A 15,770-nucleotide genomic window follows, 5' to 3' on the forward strand; every position below is an offset into this window, starting at 1 on the left:
ACGGTCTGGTCATGAATGTCTTCGCCGAGAACCCGTGGTTCCAGAGCCTGCCCCCCGCCGAAGCCACCGCGCTGCTGGCCGCCGCCACCTCGAAGCAACTGGCTCCCGGTGAATTCCTGTACCGCCAGGGCGACCTGATCCAACCCTTGCAGGCGGCGTTCTTCGGCGTGGCGAGCGGGATGCTGAAGCTGTGCATCCTGCATCCCGATGGCAACGAGGCGATCCTCACGCTCACCGAGCCGGGGAACTGGGTCGGCGAGGTGGCGCTGCTGGATGGCATGCGGCGCGCGCATACGGCGGTCGCGCCGGTGGAGACGCGGCTGCTGGCGGTGACTGCCGCCAGGTTCAACGAACTGATGGAGCGCGCGCCCTTCGCGCATGCCATCGCCAAGCTGGTCGCGGGCCGCTTGCGGATGACCTATGGCCTGATGACCGACTCGGCCCTGCAAAGCACCCTGGAGCGCGTCGCGCGCCGCCTGCTGCTGCTGGCACGCGGCGACATGACCGAAAGCACCGCCGAGCGCAGCATCATCACCACGTCGCAGGACACGCTGGCCATGATGCTCAGCATCAGCCGACCCACGCTCAACCGGGAACTGCAGGCACTGGTGAAGCTCGGCGCCATCGCCCTGGGCTACGGGCATATCGAGATTCGCGACCTGGAACTGCTGCAACAGAAGGCAGAGGGCACTTGCGGCAACTCGCCGGAATGAAGAGAAGCCCGAAGAGGACATCCAGCGCCCCCGGCCCCACGGTGCGGCTGCAAGCCGCAGACGCGCCGCTTGGCAGACGCGCCGCTGATCTCGCGCGCACGAAGATCCGTTTGAGCACCTTGGTGAGGCTGTTGCGACAGTAGCTTGCGACTTCACGAAGGTCCATCCATTGGAAGTCGTCGACTTCCGGGGTCAGCGCCCGAGTGACTCGATGACGAAACAGGCTCGTGCAATCGCAGAGGGAGATGTCGTAGTCCGTTGTGGTCAGCCGCGTCAGGAAGAGATGGACGCTCTTGTACGGTCGGTCGTCGAGAAGCCCCAACTCATAGAGCCGGTCTGTGTGTTGACGCGCTTGCTGCCGGGCACGGGCGATCGGATCACGCAAATCGCGCAGGTGCTGCGATTGCTGGCGGTCGACACGCTGCGCCTTGTCGAGGGCACAACTCGACCTCGACCGTCGCGCAAGATCAAGCCGAATGTGCGACATGCCTGCAAGGGGTGAGGGCGTCAAGTTCGCCCGGGACGTTGTGCCCGCCTTACAACGCCTGCGGCCGCCCGACACGATCAAACCTAGTAGAAACCCTAGATCGTCAATTTTGGACAGTCGGCCCCGCGCCACCCCTCCTACAGTCGAACGACGCGAGCCGCAGTCCCAGGCCATTCCACTGGCTTTCACGGTCGTCGCACCCCCACCCCACCCACAAGACGAGCCTTGCCGGTTCGAGGAGAGAGATATGCAAGCCACCGCGCTGACAACCATAGGGCTGCCATTGGCCCTGGCCATCATCATGCTGGGCCTCGGCCTTCACCTGCGCATCGACGACTTCAAGCGCATCCTGGTGCAACCCAAGGCCATCCTGATCGGCCTGCTGGCCCAGGCCGTGCTGCTGCCCATCCTGTGCTATTTCCTCTGCAAGTCGCTCGGCCTGCCGGCTGAACTGGCCGTCGGCATGATGCTGCTGGCCGCTTCGCCCGGCGGCATCACCGCCAACCTGTATTCGCACCTGTTCAAGGGCGATGTTGCGCTGAACATCTCGCTCACCGCCATCAACAGCGTGCTGTCCATCATCAGCATCCCGATCATCGTCAACTTCGCGCTGGAAAGCTTCATGGGCAGCCAGGCCTACATCCCGCTGCAGTTCCAGAAGACGCTGGAAGTCATCGTGATGGTGCTGACGCCGGTCGTGATCGGCATGATCATCCACGCCAAGTTCCCGCGCTTCTCGGCCAAGATGGACAAGCCGGTGAAGATCGCTTCGTCGTTGATCCTGACGCTGCTGATCGTGCTGGTCGTCATCAGCCAGTGGACCGTGCTCATGAGCAACTTCCAGGTCGTCGGCACCGCCGCGCTGCTGTTCAATGTCCTCAGCATGCTGGTCGGCTACTTCGCCGGCAAGCTGACCCGCCTGACGGAAGGCCAGAACCGCGCGATCGCCTTCGAGATCGGCCTGCACAACAGCACGCTGGCGATCTACCTCGCCCTCGTCGTGCTGAAGGACGGCGCCATGTCCATCGCGCCCGCCATCTATGGCCTGATCATGTTCTTCACCGCCGCTGCCTTCGGCTGGTGGGTGTCCCGTCGCGCGGCCCCGGCCCCGGTGCCTGTGCTGGCGCCATAAGTTCCTGCAACAAGAAGCACGGCCCCGAGGGAGACAACGATGACGGCATCAAGGCCCGCGACCCTGACCTTCAATCGCATCGAGGCGCGGCCCGTCGTGATCAAGCTGAAGCGGCCGATCCAGGCCCGCATCGGCAGCGTCACCGACTTTCCGGTGATCCTGATCGACCTGCACACCAACGAGGGCATCGTCGGCAAGAGCTACCTCGAGCCCTATGTGCTCAGCTCGATGAAGTACCTGATCGCGATGCTGAATGACCTCAGCGTTGCGCTCAAGGGCCGACAGGTCGCGCCGACCGAGGTCTACAACGTGGCGCGCAAGTCGCTGCACCTCGTGGGCTACCAGGGCCTCTCGACCATCGCCGTGGCCGGCCTGGACATGGCGGCCTGGGATGCGCTGGCCAAGGCCGCGAACATGCCGCTGTGCACCTTCCTCGGCGGCTCGGTCGGCCCGGTCAATGCCTACAACAGCAACGGCCTGTGGCTCGTGCCGCCGGAGTCCGCGGAACAGGAAGCGATCGAACTGCGCGACGAGGGCAACTTCAGCGCCATCAAGATGCGCATGGGCCGCGAGCACCTGCGCGACGACCTGCGCACCTTGGAAGCGGTCCGCAAGGGCGTGGGCGAGGACATGCGCCTGATGGTCGATTTCAACCAGTCCCTGCACATCGCCGACGCCATGCTGCGCCTGCGCGTGGTCGACGACCTGGGCTTCGAGTGGATCGAGGAACCGCTGCTCTACGACAACTTCGACGGCTACGCCAAGCTCGCCAACGACCTGCGCACGCCGCTGCAACTGGGCGAGAACTTCTACGGCCCGCTGGACCTGCACCGCGCCCTGCAACACAAGGCCTGCGACCTGGTCATGCCCGACTTCATGCGCATCGGCGGCGTGACCGGCTGGATGCGCGCCGCCGGCATCGCCGGTACGGCCGGCGTTCCGATGTCCACGCATTTCTATCCCGAGGTCGGCGCGCACGTCATGCGCGTGACCGAGTCCGCGCACTGGCTGGAATGGATCGACTGGGTGAACCCAGTGCTGCAGAAGCCCTATGAAGTCAAGAACGGCCAGGTCGTGATCCCCGACGCGCCGGGCCTGGGCATGAAATGGGACGAGGACTTCGTCCGCAGCGCATCGATCGAACTGTAAGAACACCAACCCAACGAGAGGCAAGAGATGAGCACAGAAATGAATGGCGCGCAGTCGCTGGTCCAGACCCTGGTCAATTGCGGGGTCGAGGTCTGCTTTGCGAACCCCGGCACCTCGGAGATGCACTTCGTCGCCGCACTCGATTCCATCGAGGGCATCCGGCCGGTGCTGTGCCTGTTCGAGGGCGTGGTCACCGGCGCGGCCGACGGCTATGGCCGCATTGCCGGCAAGCCCGCCGCAACACTGCTGCACCTCGGCCCGGGGCTGGCCAACGGCCTGGCCAACCTGCACAACGCACGTCGCGCCAGCACGCCGATCGTCAACGTGGTCGGTGACCATGCGACGTATCACCTGCAATACGACGCCCTGCTCACCTCGGACATCGTCGGCTTCGCCCGCCCCGTGTCTTCCTGGATCCATGAATCGAAGCGCGCCCAATCCGTGGCCACCGATGCGGCACGCGCCGTGCAGGCCGCCCGCGCCGCGCCCGGCGGCATCGCCACGCTGATCCTCCCGGCCGATACCGCCTGGAATCCGGCGGAGCGCCCTGCTTCCCCGCTGCCCGACATCGCGGCGGCCACGGTCAGCAGCACCGCCGTCGACGACGTCGCCAAGCTGCTCACCAACGGCAAGAAGACCGCCTTCATCCTGCGCGGCGCCGCGCTCCACGGCGCCGGCCTGGAAGCGGCCGGACGCATCCACGCCAAGACCGGCGCGCGCCTGTTGTGCGACACCTTCGCGCCGATGGTCGAGATGGGCGCTGGCCGCGTGCCGGTCGAGCGCATCCCCTACTTCGCCGAGCAGATCGTCGCTTTCCTGACGGGCATCGAGCAGATCATCCTGGTCGGCAGCAAGCCGCCGGTGTCCTTCTTCGCCTACCCCGGCAAGCCGAGCTGGTGCGCGCCCGAGGGCTGCCTGTTCAGCACGCTGGCCCATCCGCATGAAGATGGCGCCGGCGCACTGGCTGCCGTTGCGGACAGCCTCGGCGCGCCGGCGAGTTCGCCGATCCGCGTGCCGCTGCAACTGCCCACGATGCCCACCAGCGGCGCGCTGAACGCCGCGAACGTCGCGCAGATCATTGCCGCGCTGACGCCGGACCATGCCATCTACGCCGACGAATCGGCAACCTCCAGTTTCCCGCTGCTGGCGAACCTGGGCCGCGCACGTCCGCACGTCCACTTGCCGCTCACGGGCGGCTCCATCGGCCAGGGCCTGCCCTTGGCCGTCGGCGCCGCGATGGCCGCACCCGATCGCAAGGTGGTCTGTCCGCACGGCGACGGCGGCGCCGCCTACACCATGCAGGCCCTGTGGACCATGGCGCGCGAGAACCTCGACATCACCACGGTGATCTACGCCAACCGCTCCTACGCGATCCTCAACATCGAGCTGCAGCGCGTCGGTGCCTTGAATGCGGGACCAAAGGCGCTGTCGATGCTCGACCTGCACAACCCGGAAATGAACTGGACCAAGATCGCGCAGGGCCTCGGCGTCGAAGCCACCCGCGCCACCACCTGCGAAGAGTTCGCCGACCAGTACGCATCGGCCATGAAGCAACGCGGGCCGCGCCTGATCGAAGTCATGATCTGATTGGCCCTTCATAAAGGCCGCAGCCTACCGGAGGCGCGATTTGCAACAACACCCGTCGAAAGTTCAGCCGGCTCCGACAGCGGAGGCATCAGCCCGGCTTCATGCGCGCTCCGTCGCCAGACCCATGTGTGATCGAAGCCCGTTGGTCGACGATCTCGGCCGAACCGGCGATAGCTTCTCATCTGCCGGCCGCCTTGAAGTCGTAGGGTTGCCACGGGCCCTCGCGCATGTTGTCACAGCGTAGCTCTCGTGGCATGCCCCCTGGCCTGAACTTGTCGTCCAGGCGTTGACTCTCCGAGCCTTGATCTCTCCCAAGCTGCTCGAACTGGTCGATGCCTGCTTTGTCGCCTCTCCACAGCCCGTGCAAGAGGTGCTGTGCCTGGAGGAGATACTGACGCCCGAGCTCGCGATAAGCGGTAAACAGGAACACGGATGAATCCAGCGTCATCGTCATGGTTCCGTGCTGAGGGAAGCTCTGGCAGCTTCCTTTTTCCACATCCCAGCGAGCGAGCAAGTATTGAAGCGAGTCGCAGTTCAGCAGTGGCGTCTCCTCCGGGGGCGGGATGTCACCTGGCAACAGGCACTTTGTAATGATGCGTCTCGGCATTGGTACGTTTGGGGCGTCGTTCCGGACTTGACGCTGGATCAGGTTATCGACATTGATGGCCGGTTTCACAATCAGGACTCTGGAATCGACGTTCTCATCCAGGTCAGTGCACGGCTCCTCTGGTTTTCTCGGCAGCTGAGTACGCAGGCATCCAATCAGCAGAGGCATCTTGAAGCTCCACTCCTGAATCGGATATCCGCGTTTGATACCCGACTGAAGCAGGTCTTCGCAGTGGTGGTCAAAGTCTTTCAAACCCGGAACGTAGAAGAGGCGGGGAAAGCTCTCAGGAGCAGCGCTGATTCTATGACGAAATGCACACAAATCTGCAAAAAGGCCTTCTCTGTCACTTGCAGAATCGGCAATGACAATAGTCTTCACATGCCGTTTCATCAAAGGAAAAACGCCAAGATTTTCGGCGTTTCCACCATCGATCAGACGGATGTAAGGACCATGTTTGCGTTCGTCCTCTTCTTGCTTCCCATGCACATCCTCGACCTTGGCGCCGGGCGCGAGATGTCGCGCAATTCCGCTATCTGCCCAGTAGAACGGAATCGGCAGCAACTTGTGCAATCCGCGCTGGACATCACTCACGTTGTAGTTCGAGATGTCACTTCCCCAATCAAAATTTGTCACGCGCAACGTCACGCCCAGCGTCCCTTTCGCAAGCACATTTGTCAACGCAATTTGAGTTGAATCAAGGAACGCCGCGGACGCAGCGACCGAATCAAGCACGTTCATTCCATGCAACGACATGGGAGCAGGCACGTACCCGAATCGGCCAGATCCATGAGACATGGCAGTCATCTCGAACATATCCTTGTTCGTGATGTCCTTGACGGCTGGCGACCACCATCCAAACGCGCTGCGGCGAAGCGGCGCGGTCGCGTTGATGATCCAGAACGGCAAAGGCCGAGATGTGCCGCGCGCCCTGAGGAGGCCGTTGCGAAGCTCTTGATATGTCATGCCTTCCGGGGCAACAAGGAACTGACCTCGCTCACAATCCAATGCAAAGCCTTGCGTCGCTGCGGGAGCATCCGGCGAGCAGGGAACCTGAAGGTCCGCCGCGGATCCTGCATGTTCAAGTGCCGAAGAGCGCGTAAGCGTCGTTCCGTATGCCATGCCAATACCTCGCCGGTAAGTCCTTGCCGCTTGAGAGGCATTGAGGCCCCAGTCGAAGAGAATATTGGCGAGCCAGCTTGCGGGGGTCAAGGCTATGTTTCCGGCAAGCGTTTCGGGCGCAATGCTCTTGAAGTAGTCGCCTCGACGGACAGTCGTCGAGCATTTTCCCGGGTTGAAAATGTCTTGTTGGCAGCGCAGGAACGCCTGATAGTAATTGGACGGAAAGCCTGTATTGGTGGGCAACAAGGCATTGTCTTTGCAACCGCCTCGTGCGTAGATTTCGTCGGGAATGCCAGGCCCGAGGCGATCGACGTCAGGAATTTGGACGCAATCCCAAAATAGCTCTTTCGTGGTCACGTTTTTGATTCGCGGCCCCTCGCGTTCCAGTGGCAAGATGCGATGGGTGTAGTAAAAATAGGCTGCGTATGAGCCGCCAGAAACCGAGCTTATATAGTCTGCATGGTCCAGCAGCTCCATATCTGCCAAGCCGGCGAGGACGCCAATTCCAAACGCGCCCGCCTTGCTTCCGCCGCCAGCCAACGAAACGCCAAGCTTCGGTCGTGCCGTGCCCAGATCGGGCTGCAAGAATGTGGTTTCCACGAGTTCCCGCAATTGTTTCTCTCCCGGAGACTCGAATGCGATAGCTTCGCTTTTTGCGCGCTGAATTGCAGGCTCGCGTGTATCGTGCGCATCCAGTTCACCAGGGACCGCTCGTATCGTGGCAGCTGCCTTCGCAGAAATCTGAGCATCTCCCATAGGCTTTGTCACGCAAACCCATCCTTCTTCGTACTTCAACGACTCACCGCGCAGAAGCGCTTCCCTTGCATCCGCAAGCAGTTTCTCGTCGCAAGGCTTGAGTGGAAAGTCCACCCCCCGCGAGCTGGCGGAAGGTTGATAGCTGACGACTTGACACCCGCACAGGGCAAGGACGAGCACGGTCACAATGGGGAACGCAACACGCATACCGACCTCCAATCTGTCGTTCTTCGAGTCTGCTTCCTGCCGATATCCGAGCGCCGGCGCCCGATTCCTGCCCCACGAATACTTGTTCGCAAAGGTCCGTGCGAACCAGCGCTCTGACGCGATCCTTGTCGCAACAGGCGCTGCCGTCATCCCAAGTCCTGAGGAGGCGCGAGCGCCGCATTTCCTGCGGCCGATGCCGTCTCAAGCAGGCGCCGTCGCCGCGATCCACCGCAGTGAACGAGAGCGTAAAAAGTGCGTGCGTTAAAAGTTCAGGCCACCCTCGACTCCGATTCGCAGTCGCGGTTCCGGATGTCGTTCCTGGCTTTGACGAGCAGGTGTGCAGCGAGACGACAAACTGAGCCGTCATGGCTGAAGGCCACCCTTCTCCCCATTTCCGCGCCGCGCGTTCCTTGCCGGTCCTTGTCTTCGGCCCAAACTCCGTCAGCACCATGGTGCGATTGCCCGTTCGCCGCAGCGCAGAACGTCTCACCCAGTCGCACTGCAAACGGATGGGTACGTGGATGGGTAAGGATATCGAACTGACCCAGTTTCGATGAAAGACATCGACATCTGGCGGAGAGTGTGTCCGCCGACTATCTAGGTTTCATGCGGGGTTTGAGAACATCTTTCATTGCTTCCATCATCTCTGCCATCAAACTGAGCGCGGCTACGATGCATGACAACAATGAGAGGAATGGAACGTGGAACTGAAAACTTTCGTCGCGGAGTCACTACTGCAAATCGTTAAAGGTGTGGTTGAGAGTTCAGGCGAAATTGCCGAACTCGGCGGGGCCGTGTCGCCAGTCTTCCACAACAGGGAAGGGACTACTAGGCTGCTCGGCTCGACTAAGGGTTCGGGTGAGCCGGTTTTCTCGGTGGATTTCGACGTGGCGCTGACGACTACGACCGGCTCCGCAAAAGAGGCAGGTGAGAAGCTTAGCGTTGTCGCCATGGCCTCTACGTCGACCAAGTTTGATGAACACGCGAGCGAGCAGACCTATAGCCGGATCCGGTTCATGGTGCCCCTGCAGCTGCCAGCCGATCCGGTATCGCGCAGAGCAGCCGACGAGAAGGCAGCGCAGTTTGCATCGAAATCTCGCAGGGCAATGTGACCATTGCCCTGCGCCCGCCTACTGTCCTAGGAGCTTGATCAACCCTCCAGCGGCCCCACCCAGAACTGCAACCACTGCAGGGCTTTCTAGTACGCGCAGTAAGCGACTCTTGGCCTCTTGTTTTTCTGCCGCGCTGGAACTTGACTTGTCGATGTCGCTGACAAGCGTCTGGAACGACGCGGTGATGTGCTGCGCATTGTGATTACCCACCTGCACGTTCGTCGCATGGATGTTGTACGTATTTGAAGCGGGGGCCGCGGCGGCAGTCACTGCAGCGCCGATCTTCACTGTGAAGTGAGGTGGTATAGATCCCAAGCCGGAGCTGTGTTGCACATCGACAACCCTATGCCGGCGCGTTCGGTCTCCCGGCAACTTCTGGATGATGAAGTCGCCCTCATTGACCACGATGTCTTGGTCATAAAAAACAAGAGTGGGGTCGCCGAACTTGGTCTTGTAGGGGCCGGACGACTGGCCGGCTCCATCTTCGACAAACGCGTCGTCGGTCATCATCCGTTGCAAGTCCATGGGCTACCTCGTTTGTTGTTTGGAACGCCACTTTAGTCTCGCATCGTGCGTCCGACTCGGAGCAGGCTTGACAAGGTGGGGCCTCCGATGCAAGCCGATGGCCAGCGATCCGCAACAGCTAAACACCCTGCTTCGCCTTGTGCATGGGCTGCAAAGCGCGTGATCGGCGCTGTCGGCCCCCCTGTACCATCCCGAGGAACAATCACCGAGGAGTGCTCAGATGGATGGACTGGTTGGATTCGGCGTGGTCATGTGGCTTTTCCTGATCGTGTTGGCGATCTTGTGGATCTGCATGCCGTTCGCGATCTTCGGCACGAAGCCTTTGTTGCGCGAGTTGCTGGCCGAGCAGAAGAAGACCAACAAGCTGCTGCAGGACCAGGTAGATCGAGCCAAGGCGATCCGTGAGGCGGCTCAGGCGCTACCACGTTGACGCGCGCGGCGAGACACGAGACAGCCGCGCCTCCCTGCTCCAGCCACTCAGTGAACAGGTTCGACCACAAGAGTGCCGCCGGATAATCGTGTTGTCATAGGACCCCAAAGAGGAGGATGCATGTCGACGTTGAGTGAAGACGAGGTAGCCTACCTGACCGAAATGCGCGCCCTTGGCACGGACGCGCGAGGAGACCGCGTGCTGGTCGGGCTCACGGAAGAGGAGACCGACTTCTACGTGAACCATGGCCGCCGTCGAGTGGCGGGCGACCGTGACCACAGCCCTGAGAATAAGCGCCGGTATCTCGAGCTATTCGAAAAGCATGAGCGCGTGCGACTGGCGATCATCGGAGGCGAAGTGCAGCTTCGAACCGAGAACCCGGCTCGGCACTGAAAGAGCTTGGGGTGCATCGCAGGGCAATGCCCGCGGCGCTTGCTTTCAGGAGTCGGGGAATGCGGCTGTCGCCGCCGTGAAGTTCGCCGTGTGCCGAGCCTTGCCGACCGTGATGCGTACCTCGTCGACGTATTGCGGGTAGATGCCGCCGATGCCGCCACCGGCGTGGAATCGGTCCGCCCCGACCTGGTAGTCATTGGTGTCCGCGGCTGAATACACCAGCGTGCCGCCGACGAAGAAGTAACTCACCCCCGATTCGCGCGACCATTCGATCTGGTTCCATGCGTTGAGCGCCAGGCTGTTGGTTGGCGTGAAGTGGGCGTCCGCGCCATTGAATTGAACGTAGATCTGTCGGGTTCCAGGGTAATGCCCCATGTACCAGCGGCCGGTATGCGAACCTTCGGTTTGCAGCATCACGCCGAACGAGCCGGCATCCACCGCGTAAAAAGAAAGCTCGACCGCGAAATCTCCAGTGCCGAACGACAGGCCCGTAAAGTCGGTGGTGGCAGCGAAGTCGGAATCGTGACTGCTGCGGAACGAAGTCGGTCCGAACTTGGCCTGCGCACTCGACGTGACGCCAGTCGCCCCCGATGCGACGGTCGTCCTCGCAATCGAACTGCTGTCGGTGATGACAGTACCGAGGTCCGTACCGTCCATGTGGAGCAACCACTGCACATAGGAGAAGTCCGGGTCGCTTGGCCCGCTCCCGCCCAAGACCGTACCCGCCACGATTCCCGGAATCACGCGGCCACCGTCACGCCGATCACGTCGGCTTCGTCAGGAGCGACGATCTTCACTGTGAATGTGCCGCCCTGCGGAACAACCAGTGTTCCACCCGCTGGCGGGTTCAGCGTGAAGCTGCCGCCTTCGGTTAGCGTGAGGTCGCCAGCGCCCACATTGCGCCCGTGATACTCGTCGCCTGCCGTGAATGTCTCGGCATCGTCGAAGGTGTAGGTCTTCGCGCTGGCGTTGGTGAATCGGGTGTAGTTGCCGGCGTTGGTGTCGTCGGCATCGAGGCTTGTGCCGCTCGCGGTCACGATGGGAGGCGCTCCAACTCCGGCCGCTGCAATCTCATCGATGGCCCCTTGCACATCGGTTGCGGACAGGCCACTCGTCGCGTTGTCGTAGCTGACATCCTCGGCAGCCGCACCTCCCGCGACGGAGGTCCACGCGCCCGACGTGTAGAGATAGATTTCCCCGCTCACGCTGACCCGGTTGCCCTCCACCGGTGCATAGGCGTACCAGGTGCCGCCACGATAGATGGCCAAGTCCTTCGGCGTGAACGTCGACCACTGCGCGCCCGTGTGCGTCGACTGGATGATGTAGCAAGCCCCCTCGGTAGGGCTGCCAGGCTGCGCGGTCGTTGCGTTGTTGACGTTGCTCTGCGAGATTTGCCACCGCAGCGCGTTGTCGTTCACAGGCAAGCGAGGCTGTGACAGCCCTTCGGACCAAATCGCAGGCGGGAGAAAGGGAGTGCTCATATCGATCCTGATGTCGCAGGGCCTGCGCCCGTGATGCGGTTGATGGGTTGGACGCTGACGGTCAACGGTGCGCCGAGCGCCGATGCGTCATAGGTGAAAGTGGTAGTGGCCTGATCCGACAGCACAACCGCGGGCAACACGCCGTCGTCCAGAGTGATTCGGTAGCCTCTGGCATTCACAGAGTTCAGGGGATTCGCGTCCGATCCGAAGCGGTAGCGCGGAATGAAGGATCCCGTGATGACGTCGGAGCCGTCGCGCGCCAGCGTGAGGAAGTCAACCGACCACTCGACCTGCGACATGCCGGCATAGGCAAGCGTCTTGACCGCGCCCGTCTCCGCCGCCGCGCCCAGGCTCACTCCCCGACTCGTCAGGATCTGCCCGATCCATGCCGACTGCGCGTCGACGTGCGAGGCATCCCGGAACATCACGAAGGTTTCGCCCGATGCGTGCGCGCGAGCACCGCTGTTGAGTTGCCCGCGGTGCAGGGTCGTGAGCGCAAAGACTCCATCTCCTTCATCGTCGGCGTCGAGGTACTGGAGCACTTCGCAGACGCCGGCAGCATCCACCAGCACGAACGCTCCACCCTCGCTCAAGAACTGAGCATCCGTGATGCTGTCGATGCTTTGCCCGTCTCGATAGAGTTGGATGCGCACCGTGTTGGTGGTGTCGGTGAAGCACTCCGCCGCGGTGGGCACGGCATCCACCAGCACGCCCATCACCGGAGCGCGGGTGTAGTTGGCGACGGCTGTGTAGTTGGCGCCAGCGTCGAGGCTTCGCTGATACTGCCAGCCGGGCCAGCCAGGTTCTGCACCGGTCCCCGCGACGAGGTAGTGAAGATCGTCCTCGCTGTCACTGCGCGCAGAGATGTCCAGCACCGCGAACGTAGTCGCACCCACGATGTTCGACGGCGGCAAGGACGGCGGAGCGACAGGGACGCCAGTGAGCTCCGACGTGTATGCGCTTTGTCGATCGTGCTTTAGCGTCAACTGGATCACGCCGGCCGCGTAGTTCATGGACTCGACGCGGGTTCGGTTGACTCGCCCGTGAAGGTTCACGCCGAGAACGTCGCTGGGCGTGAGCCACAGGAAACTCTCCGGCAGGGCGATCGTGATTTCTCCCTCTGCTTCCGTCCACGACAGCTTATGCAGCTTGGCGGCCGTCTGTGCGGCCTGGTCCTCGCTTAGCACCACCGGCACGCTGATCGTTGCCTCACCCGTCACCCGAGCATCTGGGCTGCTGCGTGCGCTGGTGGCCTTGACCGCCGCGTAGCCGCTGTTCGCGTGCTGGTAGAACAGGTGAAGTTTCTTGGCGTACTCGCTGGCCTGGTTGCGCATTGAGTCGTCAGGCTCTTCCACCAGATCATCGACCGTGACCGTGTAGGCCACCGCGGCGCCGCGCTTGACGTAGTGCAGCTTCTTATCGTGCTCGCACTTGTCGAAGAAGTACGGCACGCGCAGGGTGTTGATGGCGTCCGCGCCCGAGTAGTCACCGGCCAGCACCAGCCCTGTGACGGCATCGTCCAGTTCGGTCACGTCGAACTTGTCGGCCGGGATGCGGCATCGCGCGTGGATGTCGGCAACGATCTCGCTGAGCGAAATGGTGTCCCCTGTCAAACCCTCTTCGAGGAATTCCGGACCCCAGACATAGGGCGAAGTGAACGCTAAATCGTGGCCGGCCGATGCCAGGTCGCCGTCACTGTTGACCAACACTCCGAAATTAGGATTGTCCGATTCGTAAACTGGCCCACCATCCCCGCGAGCCATATAGTCCTCGGTCAGCCCTCGCGTATTGATGGCAAATTGCCCTTCATAGTGGCCCTCAAAGCCTCCGGTGATCGTCGAGCCGTCGGGCACATGGTTGATTTGAACCATGTAGATGTTACGGTTAGCGAAGTGTGGTGGAAGCACGATGGCACGGGACCAAACCACACCGCCGGCAACCTTGACGTAAAGGGTGAGCGTGGTGCCGACATCGACTGAGTTGAAATCAAAATAAACAAGCCAGCAACTCCCTGGACTGTCCATTGCGTAAGGAACCAGCTCGTAGTCGTTGAACACACCGCCGGCCGTGATCAACTCCACCATCCGAGGCTCGACGACTGGCAGTTCCACGATGTTTTCCGTGACGCTCTGCGCCACCTCGAAGCGGTATTGCGGAATTGACCCTCGCCGATCCGTGAGGTCCGCATTGCTGCGCAGCATGTACGCCGTCCCTCGATACGCTGGCATATCCGGATTGATCACCAGCGTAGAAAGCACATCCGGCAATTGATCTTCGGTGCCGAGGTAGAAAATCGTGCCCGCCGCCCACTGCTGCGACTGCCCCACCACGCCCGAGCCCGGCCGCACGTCGTACACGAGCTTGTTGTCCTCCCACACCCGCAGGACGCCAGCGATCGGCCCTTCGCAAATGCGTATAGCGAACGTCCGCAGCAACATCGTCTGCTGCTGCACCGTGCCGCCACCGCCCTTGCCTTCTCCCCCGTTTTCCACGTCGTAATAGAAGCGAAAGACTTGGCTCGTGTAGATGATGTTGCCGGTCACATGCGCGGTGCCGTACACGATCGCACGCGGTGCGCCCTCCTGCGAGGTCTGAACACCGGTTTCGTTGATGGTCGGGCCTTGGACTCGGGTCGGGCCTTCGACTGCGCCGCCGATCGCGCCACCGACCGCGGCACCGAGTTGAGGGACGCCGAAGTAATAGCCGACAACAGCGCCGGCAAACGTCCATGCTGTGCGGCCCATGGCTTATCTCTCCGCAAGGGTTGAAGGGGTGGAAGCGATGGTGTTTCTCCTCAAGCCGGGCGGGCAGCCGCGATCACTGAATCTGTTGGCGCTGGCGCCGGCCGGCGCTGGAGTCACCTTGCCCTGAAAGGCAGGCGTGAGCCCGAAGTCATTCAGCATCAGCCGGTACAGCCCCACCATCGCGGCCTTTGGCTGCCCGCCCGCCGTCAGCTGCCGGGCGATGACACCGTGAAGGTTGCAAACATGCGCCAGGGGCACAAGCGCACCGACCGTCAGAATCCTCGAATTGGTCAGGATCCGCGCCAGACGACTCCACTCAGCACGCGCGTGGTCGTTCAGCAGCCACTCCGGCGCGGATGGGACTTCCTGCAGCGCGGGAAGCGTCACCGTTGCGAAGGCCTTGGCCACCCGTCGACTACCGGAGATCTGTTTCAGAGCGAGAGGCTTGCCAGGGTTGGGCATCGAAAAGAATCCAAATCTTTGAAGCGAGCGTGTGAAAAAGAGACTGAGGGCGCGGTTTCCAAGAGGTCGATCTCAAAGCCTCCGACCACCCCCCCATCACCTGACGTGAGCCACCCAGGCGGCCAGCCAGCCGTGCACGTCCGCCGGGTCCGCGGATCGATACAGCACCTGCTGCCCGCGCTTCACCAGGTAGGCGCTTGGTTCCTTGACGACATTGAGCCGAGCAAGGCTGGCCAGGTACTCGAGCTCGGCGATCGTGATGATCTGTGCGGCCATCAGTGCACCACCACCGCGTCAGCAAGACCGAGACGACGCTCGATACACGCGACCTGCTCGGCCAGCATGGTCTCGGCGCGCCACATGACGAGGCCAATGACAGCTGGCGACTCACCGAGCTCGACGAGCTTCTGACGGCCGCGAGCCAACTCTTCGAGGTTGCGAGCCCGTGTGTCGGCAACTACTTGCTCAGCAGTCATCGGTGTCATCGCGCGTCCCAGTCCTTGCCGTCCTTGCCGTCCCGACCTTTCTTGCAGGCAAGCTGCCAGTCTTGGCAGCCAGGCTCTGGCTTCTCGGAGGTAGATGCGACCTTGCAAGCCCAGATCGAACCCCCCCAGGTCACGCAGGCGTTACGCCTGTACGTCTTGGCGGCGTCGAAGGTCCCCAAGTACTCCATCGGCTCGCGGGCCTCAAGCTCCGCGCAGCGCCGATCGAGGCCTTCCAAGAGCTCCAGGATCTGCGCTTGCTTTTGCTCGTTCTCTTTGCGATCAAGGGACAGGCGTTCCTTGATCATTTCGGAGAAGCCCTGAAGGACCGCCTTCATGATTGACATGGTCACAGGCGCGGACTTGGCTGTTTCGCTCATGGCG

Annotated in this window: 17 protein-coding genes; 8 read left to right on the plus strand and 9 right to left on the minus strand. The window is 62.1% G+C overall.

Going from position 1 to position 15,770, the window contains the following annotated elements:
• The first annotated feature begins 11 nt into the window (after positions 1–11).
• The 5 genes from WKW82_RS06850 (at position 12) to WKW82_RS06870 (ending at position 5,068) form a co-directional block, all read left to right on the plus strand.
• A complete protein-coding gene (locus WKW82_RS06850) occupies positions 12–713 on the plus strand; it encodes a Crp/Fnr family transcriptional regulator (RefSeq protein ID WP_340341524.1) in 702 nt (233 codons plus the stop codon).
• Positions 714–882: 169 nt separating this feature from the next.
• Positions 883–1,215: a hypothetical protein gene (locus WKW82_RS06855; protein WP_340341525.1), complete on the plus strand. Its 333-nt coding sequence runs from the start codon at positions 883–885 to the stop codon at positions 1,213–1,215.
• A gap of 232 nt (positions 1,216–1,447) precedes the next feature.
• Positions 1,448–2,332 (plus strand): bile acid:sodium symporter family protein, encoded by an 885-nt coding sequence (locus WKW82_RS06860; protein WP_340341526.1) that lies wholly within the window; start codon positions 1,448–1,450, stop codon positions 2,330–2,332.
• A 39-nt stretch (positions 2,333–2,371) separates the two neighbouring features.
• Positions 2,372–3,481, plus strand: coding sequence for an enolase C-terminal domain-like protein (locus WKW82_RS06865; protein ID WP_340341527.1), 1,110 nt, complete (start codon positions 2,372–2,374; stop codon positions 3,479–3,481).
• A 39-nt stretch (positions 3,482–3,520) separates the two neighbouring features.
• Positions 3,521–5,068 (plus strand): acetolactate synthase large subunit, encoded by a 1,548-nt coding sequence (locus tag WKW82_RS06870; protein ID WP_340341972.1) that lies wholly within the window; start codon positions 3,521–3,523, stop codon positions 5,066–5,068.
• A 178-nt stretch (positions 5,069–5,246) separates the two neighbouring features.
• Here the strand turns inward: WKW82_RS06870 and WKW82_RS06875 are convergent, their stop codons facing one another.
• A complete protein-coding gene (locus WKW82_RS06875) occupies positions 5,247–7,757 on the minus strand; it encodes a patatin-like phospholipase family protein (RefSeq protein WP_340341528.1) in 2,511 nt (836 codons plus the stop codon).
• Positions 7,758–8,458: 701 nt separating this feature from the next.
• Between WKW82_RS06875 and WKW82_RS06880 the strand changes: the two genes are divergently transcribed.
• Positions 8,459–8,869 (plus strand): hypothetical protein, encoded by a 411-nt coding sequence (locus tag WKW82_RS06880; protein WP_340341529.1) that lies wholly within the window; start codon positions 8,459–8,461, stop codon positions 8,867–8,869.
• Positions 8,870–8,887: 18 nt separating this feature from the next.
• Here the strand turns inward: WKW82_RS06880 and WKW82_RS06885 are convergent, their stop codons facing one another.
• On the minus strand, positions 8,888–9,394 hold the full coding sequence (locus WKW82_RS06885; RefSeq protein WP_340341530.1) for a hypothetical protein: 507 nt from the start codon (positions 9,392–9,394) through the stop codon (positions 8,888–8,890).
• 250 nt (positions 9,395–9,644) lie between these two features.
• Here WKW82_RS06885 and WKW82_RS06890 point away from each other — a divergent pair, with 250 nt between their 5' ends.
• Both WKW82_RS06890 and WKW82_RS06895 read left to right on the plus strand, forming a co-directional pair.
• Positions 9,645–9,824, plus strand: a complete 180-nt coding sequence (locus WKW82_RS06890) for a hypothetical protein (protein ID WP_340341531.1) — start codon at positions 9,645–9,647, stop codon at positions 9,822–9,824.
• Between the two features lie 120 nt (positions 9,825–9,944).
• Entirely contained in the window at positions 9,945–10,217 is a 273-nt protein-coding gene (locus WKW82_RS06895) for a hypothetical protein (RefSeq protein ID WP_340341532.1), read from the plus strand.
• Positions 10,218–10,262: 45 nt separating this feature from the next.
• On the opposite strand, the gene WKW82_RS06900 is transcribed toward WKW82_RS06895, so the two are convergent.
• From WKW82_RS06900 to WKW82_RS06930, 7 genes are all read right to left on the minus strand, one after another.
• Positions 10,263–10,961 (minus strand): hypothetical protein, encoded by a 699-nt coding sequence (locus WKW82_RS06900; protein WP_340341533.1) that lies wholly within the window; start codon positions 10,959–10,961, stop codon positions 10,263–10,265.
• A complete protein-coding gene (locus tag WKW82_RS06905) occupies positions 10,958–11,635 on the minus strand; it encodes a DUF2793 domain-containing protein (RefSeq protein ID WP_340341534.1) in 678 nt (225 codons plus the stop codon). Before WKW82_RS06905 ends, WKW82_RS06900 begins: the two co-directional genes overlap by 4 nt.
• 59 nt (positions 11,636–11,694) lie before the next feature.
• Positions 11,695–14,442 carry a phage tail protein gene (locus WKW82_RS06910; protein ID WP_340341535.1) on the minus strand — a complete coding sequence of 916 codons (2,748 nt, stop codon included), beginning with the start codon at positions 14,440–14,442 and terminating at the stop codon, positions 11,695–11,697.
• 3 nt (positions 14,443–14,445) lie between these two features.
• Positions 14,446–14,904 carry a hypothetical protein gene (locus WKW82_RS06915; protein ID WP_340341536.1) on the minus strand — a complete coding sequence of 153 codons (459 nt, stop codon included), beginning with the start codon at positions 14,902–14,904 and terminating at the stop codon, positions 14,446–14,448.
• A gap of 96 nt (positions 14,905–15,000) precedes the next feature.
• On the minus strand, positions 15,001–15,180 hold the full coding sequence (locus WKW82_RS06920) for a hypothetical protein (RefSeq protein ID WP_340341537.1): 180 nt from the start codon (positions 15,178–15,180) through the stop codon (positions 15,001–15,003).
• The gene (locus tag WKW82_RS06925; RefSeq protein WP_340341538.1) at positions 15,180–15,389 is read right to left on the minus strand and encodes a hypothetical protein; all 210 of its coding nucleotides are present in this window, start codon (positions 15,387–15,389) and stop codon (positions 15,180–15,182) included. The genes WKW82_RS06920 and WKW82_RS06925 overlap by 1 nt, the downstream gene beginning before the upstream one ends.
• Positions 15,386–15,766 (minus strand): hypothetical protein, encoded by a 381-nt coding sequence (locus WKW82_RS06930; RefSeq protein ID WP_340341539.1) that lies wholly within the window; start codon positions 15,764–15,766, stop codon positions 15,386–15,388. Before WKW82_RS06930 ends, WKW82_RS06925 begins: the two co-directional genes overlap by 4 nt.
• Positions 15,767–15,770: the final 4 nt, after the last annotated feature.

Origin of the sequence: Variovorax rhizosphaerae (assembly GCF_037889975.1) — a bacterium.
Taxonomy (GTDB): Bacteria; Pseudomonadota; Gammaproteobacteria; order Burkholderiales; family Burkholderiaceae_C; genus Variovorax; species Variovorax rhizosphaerae.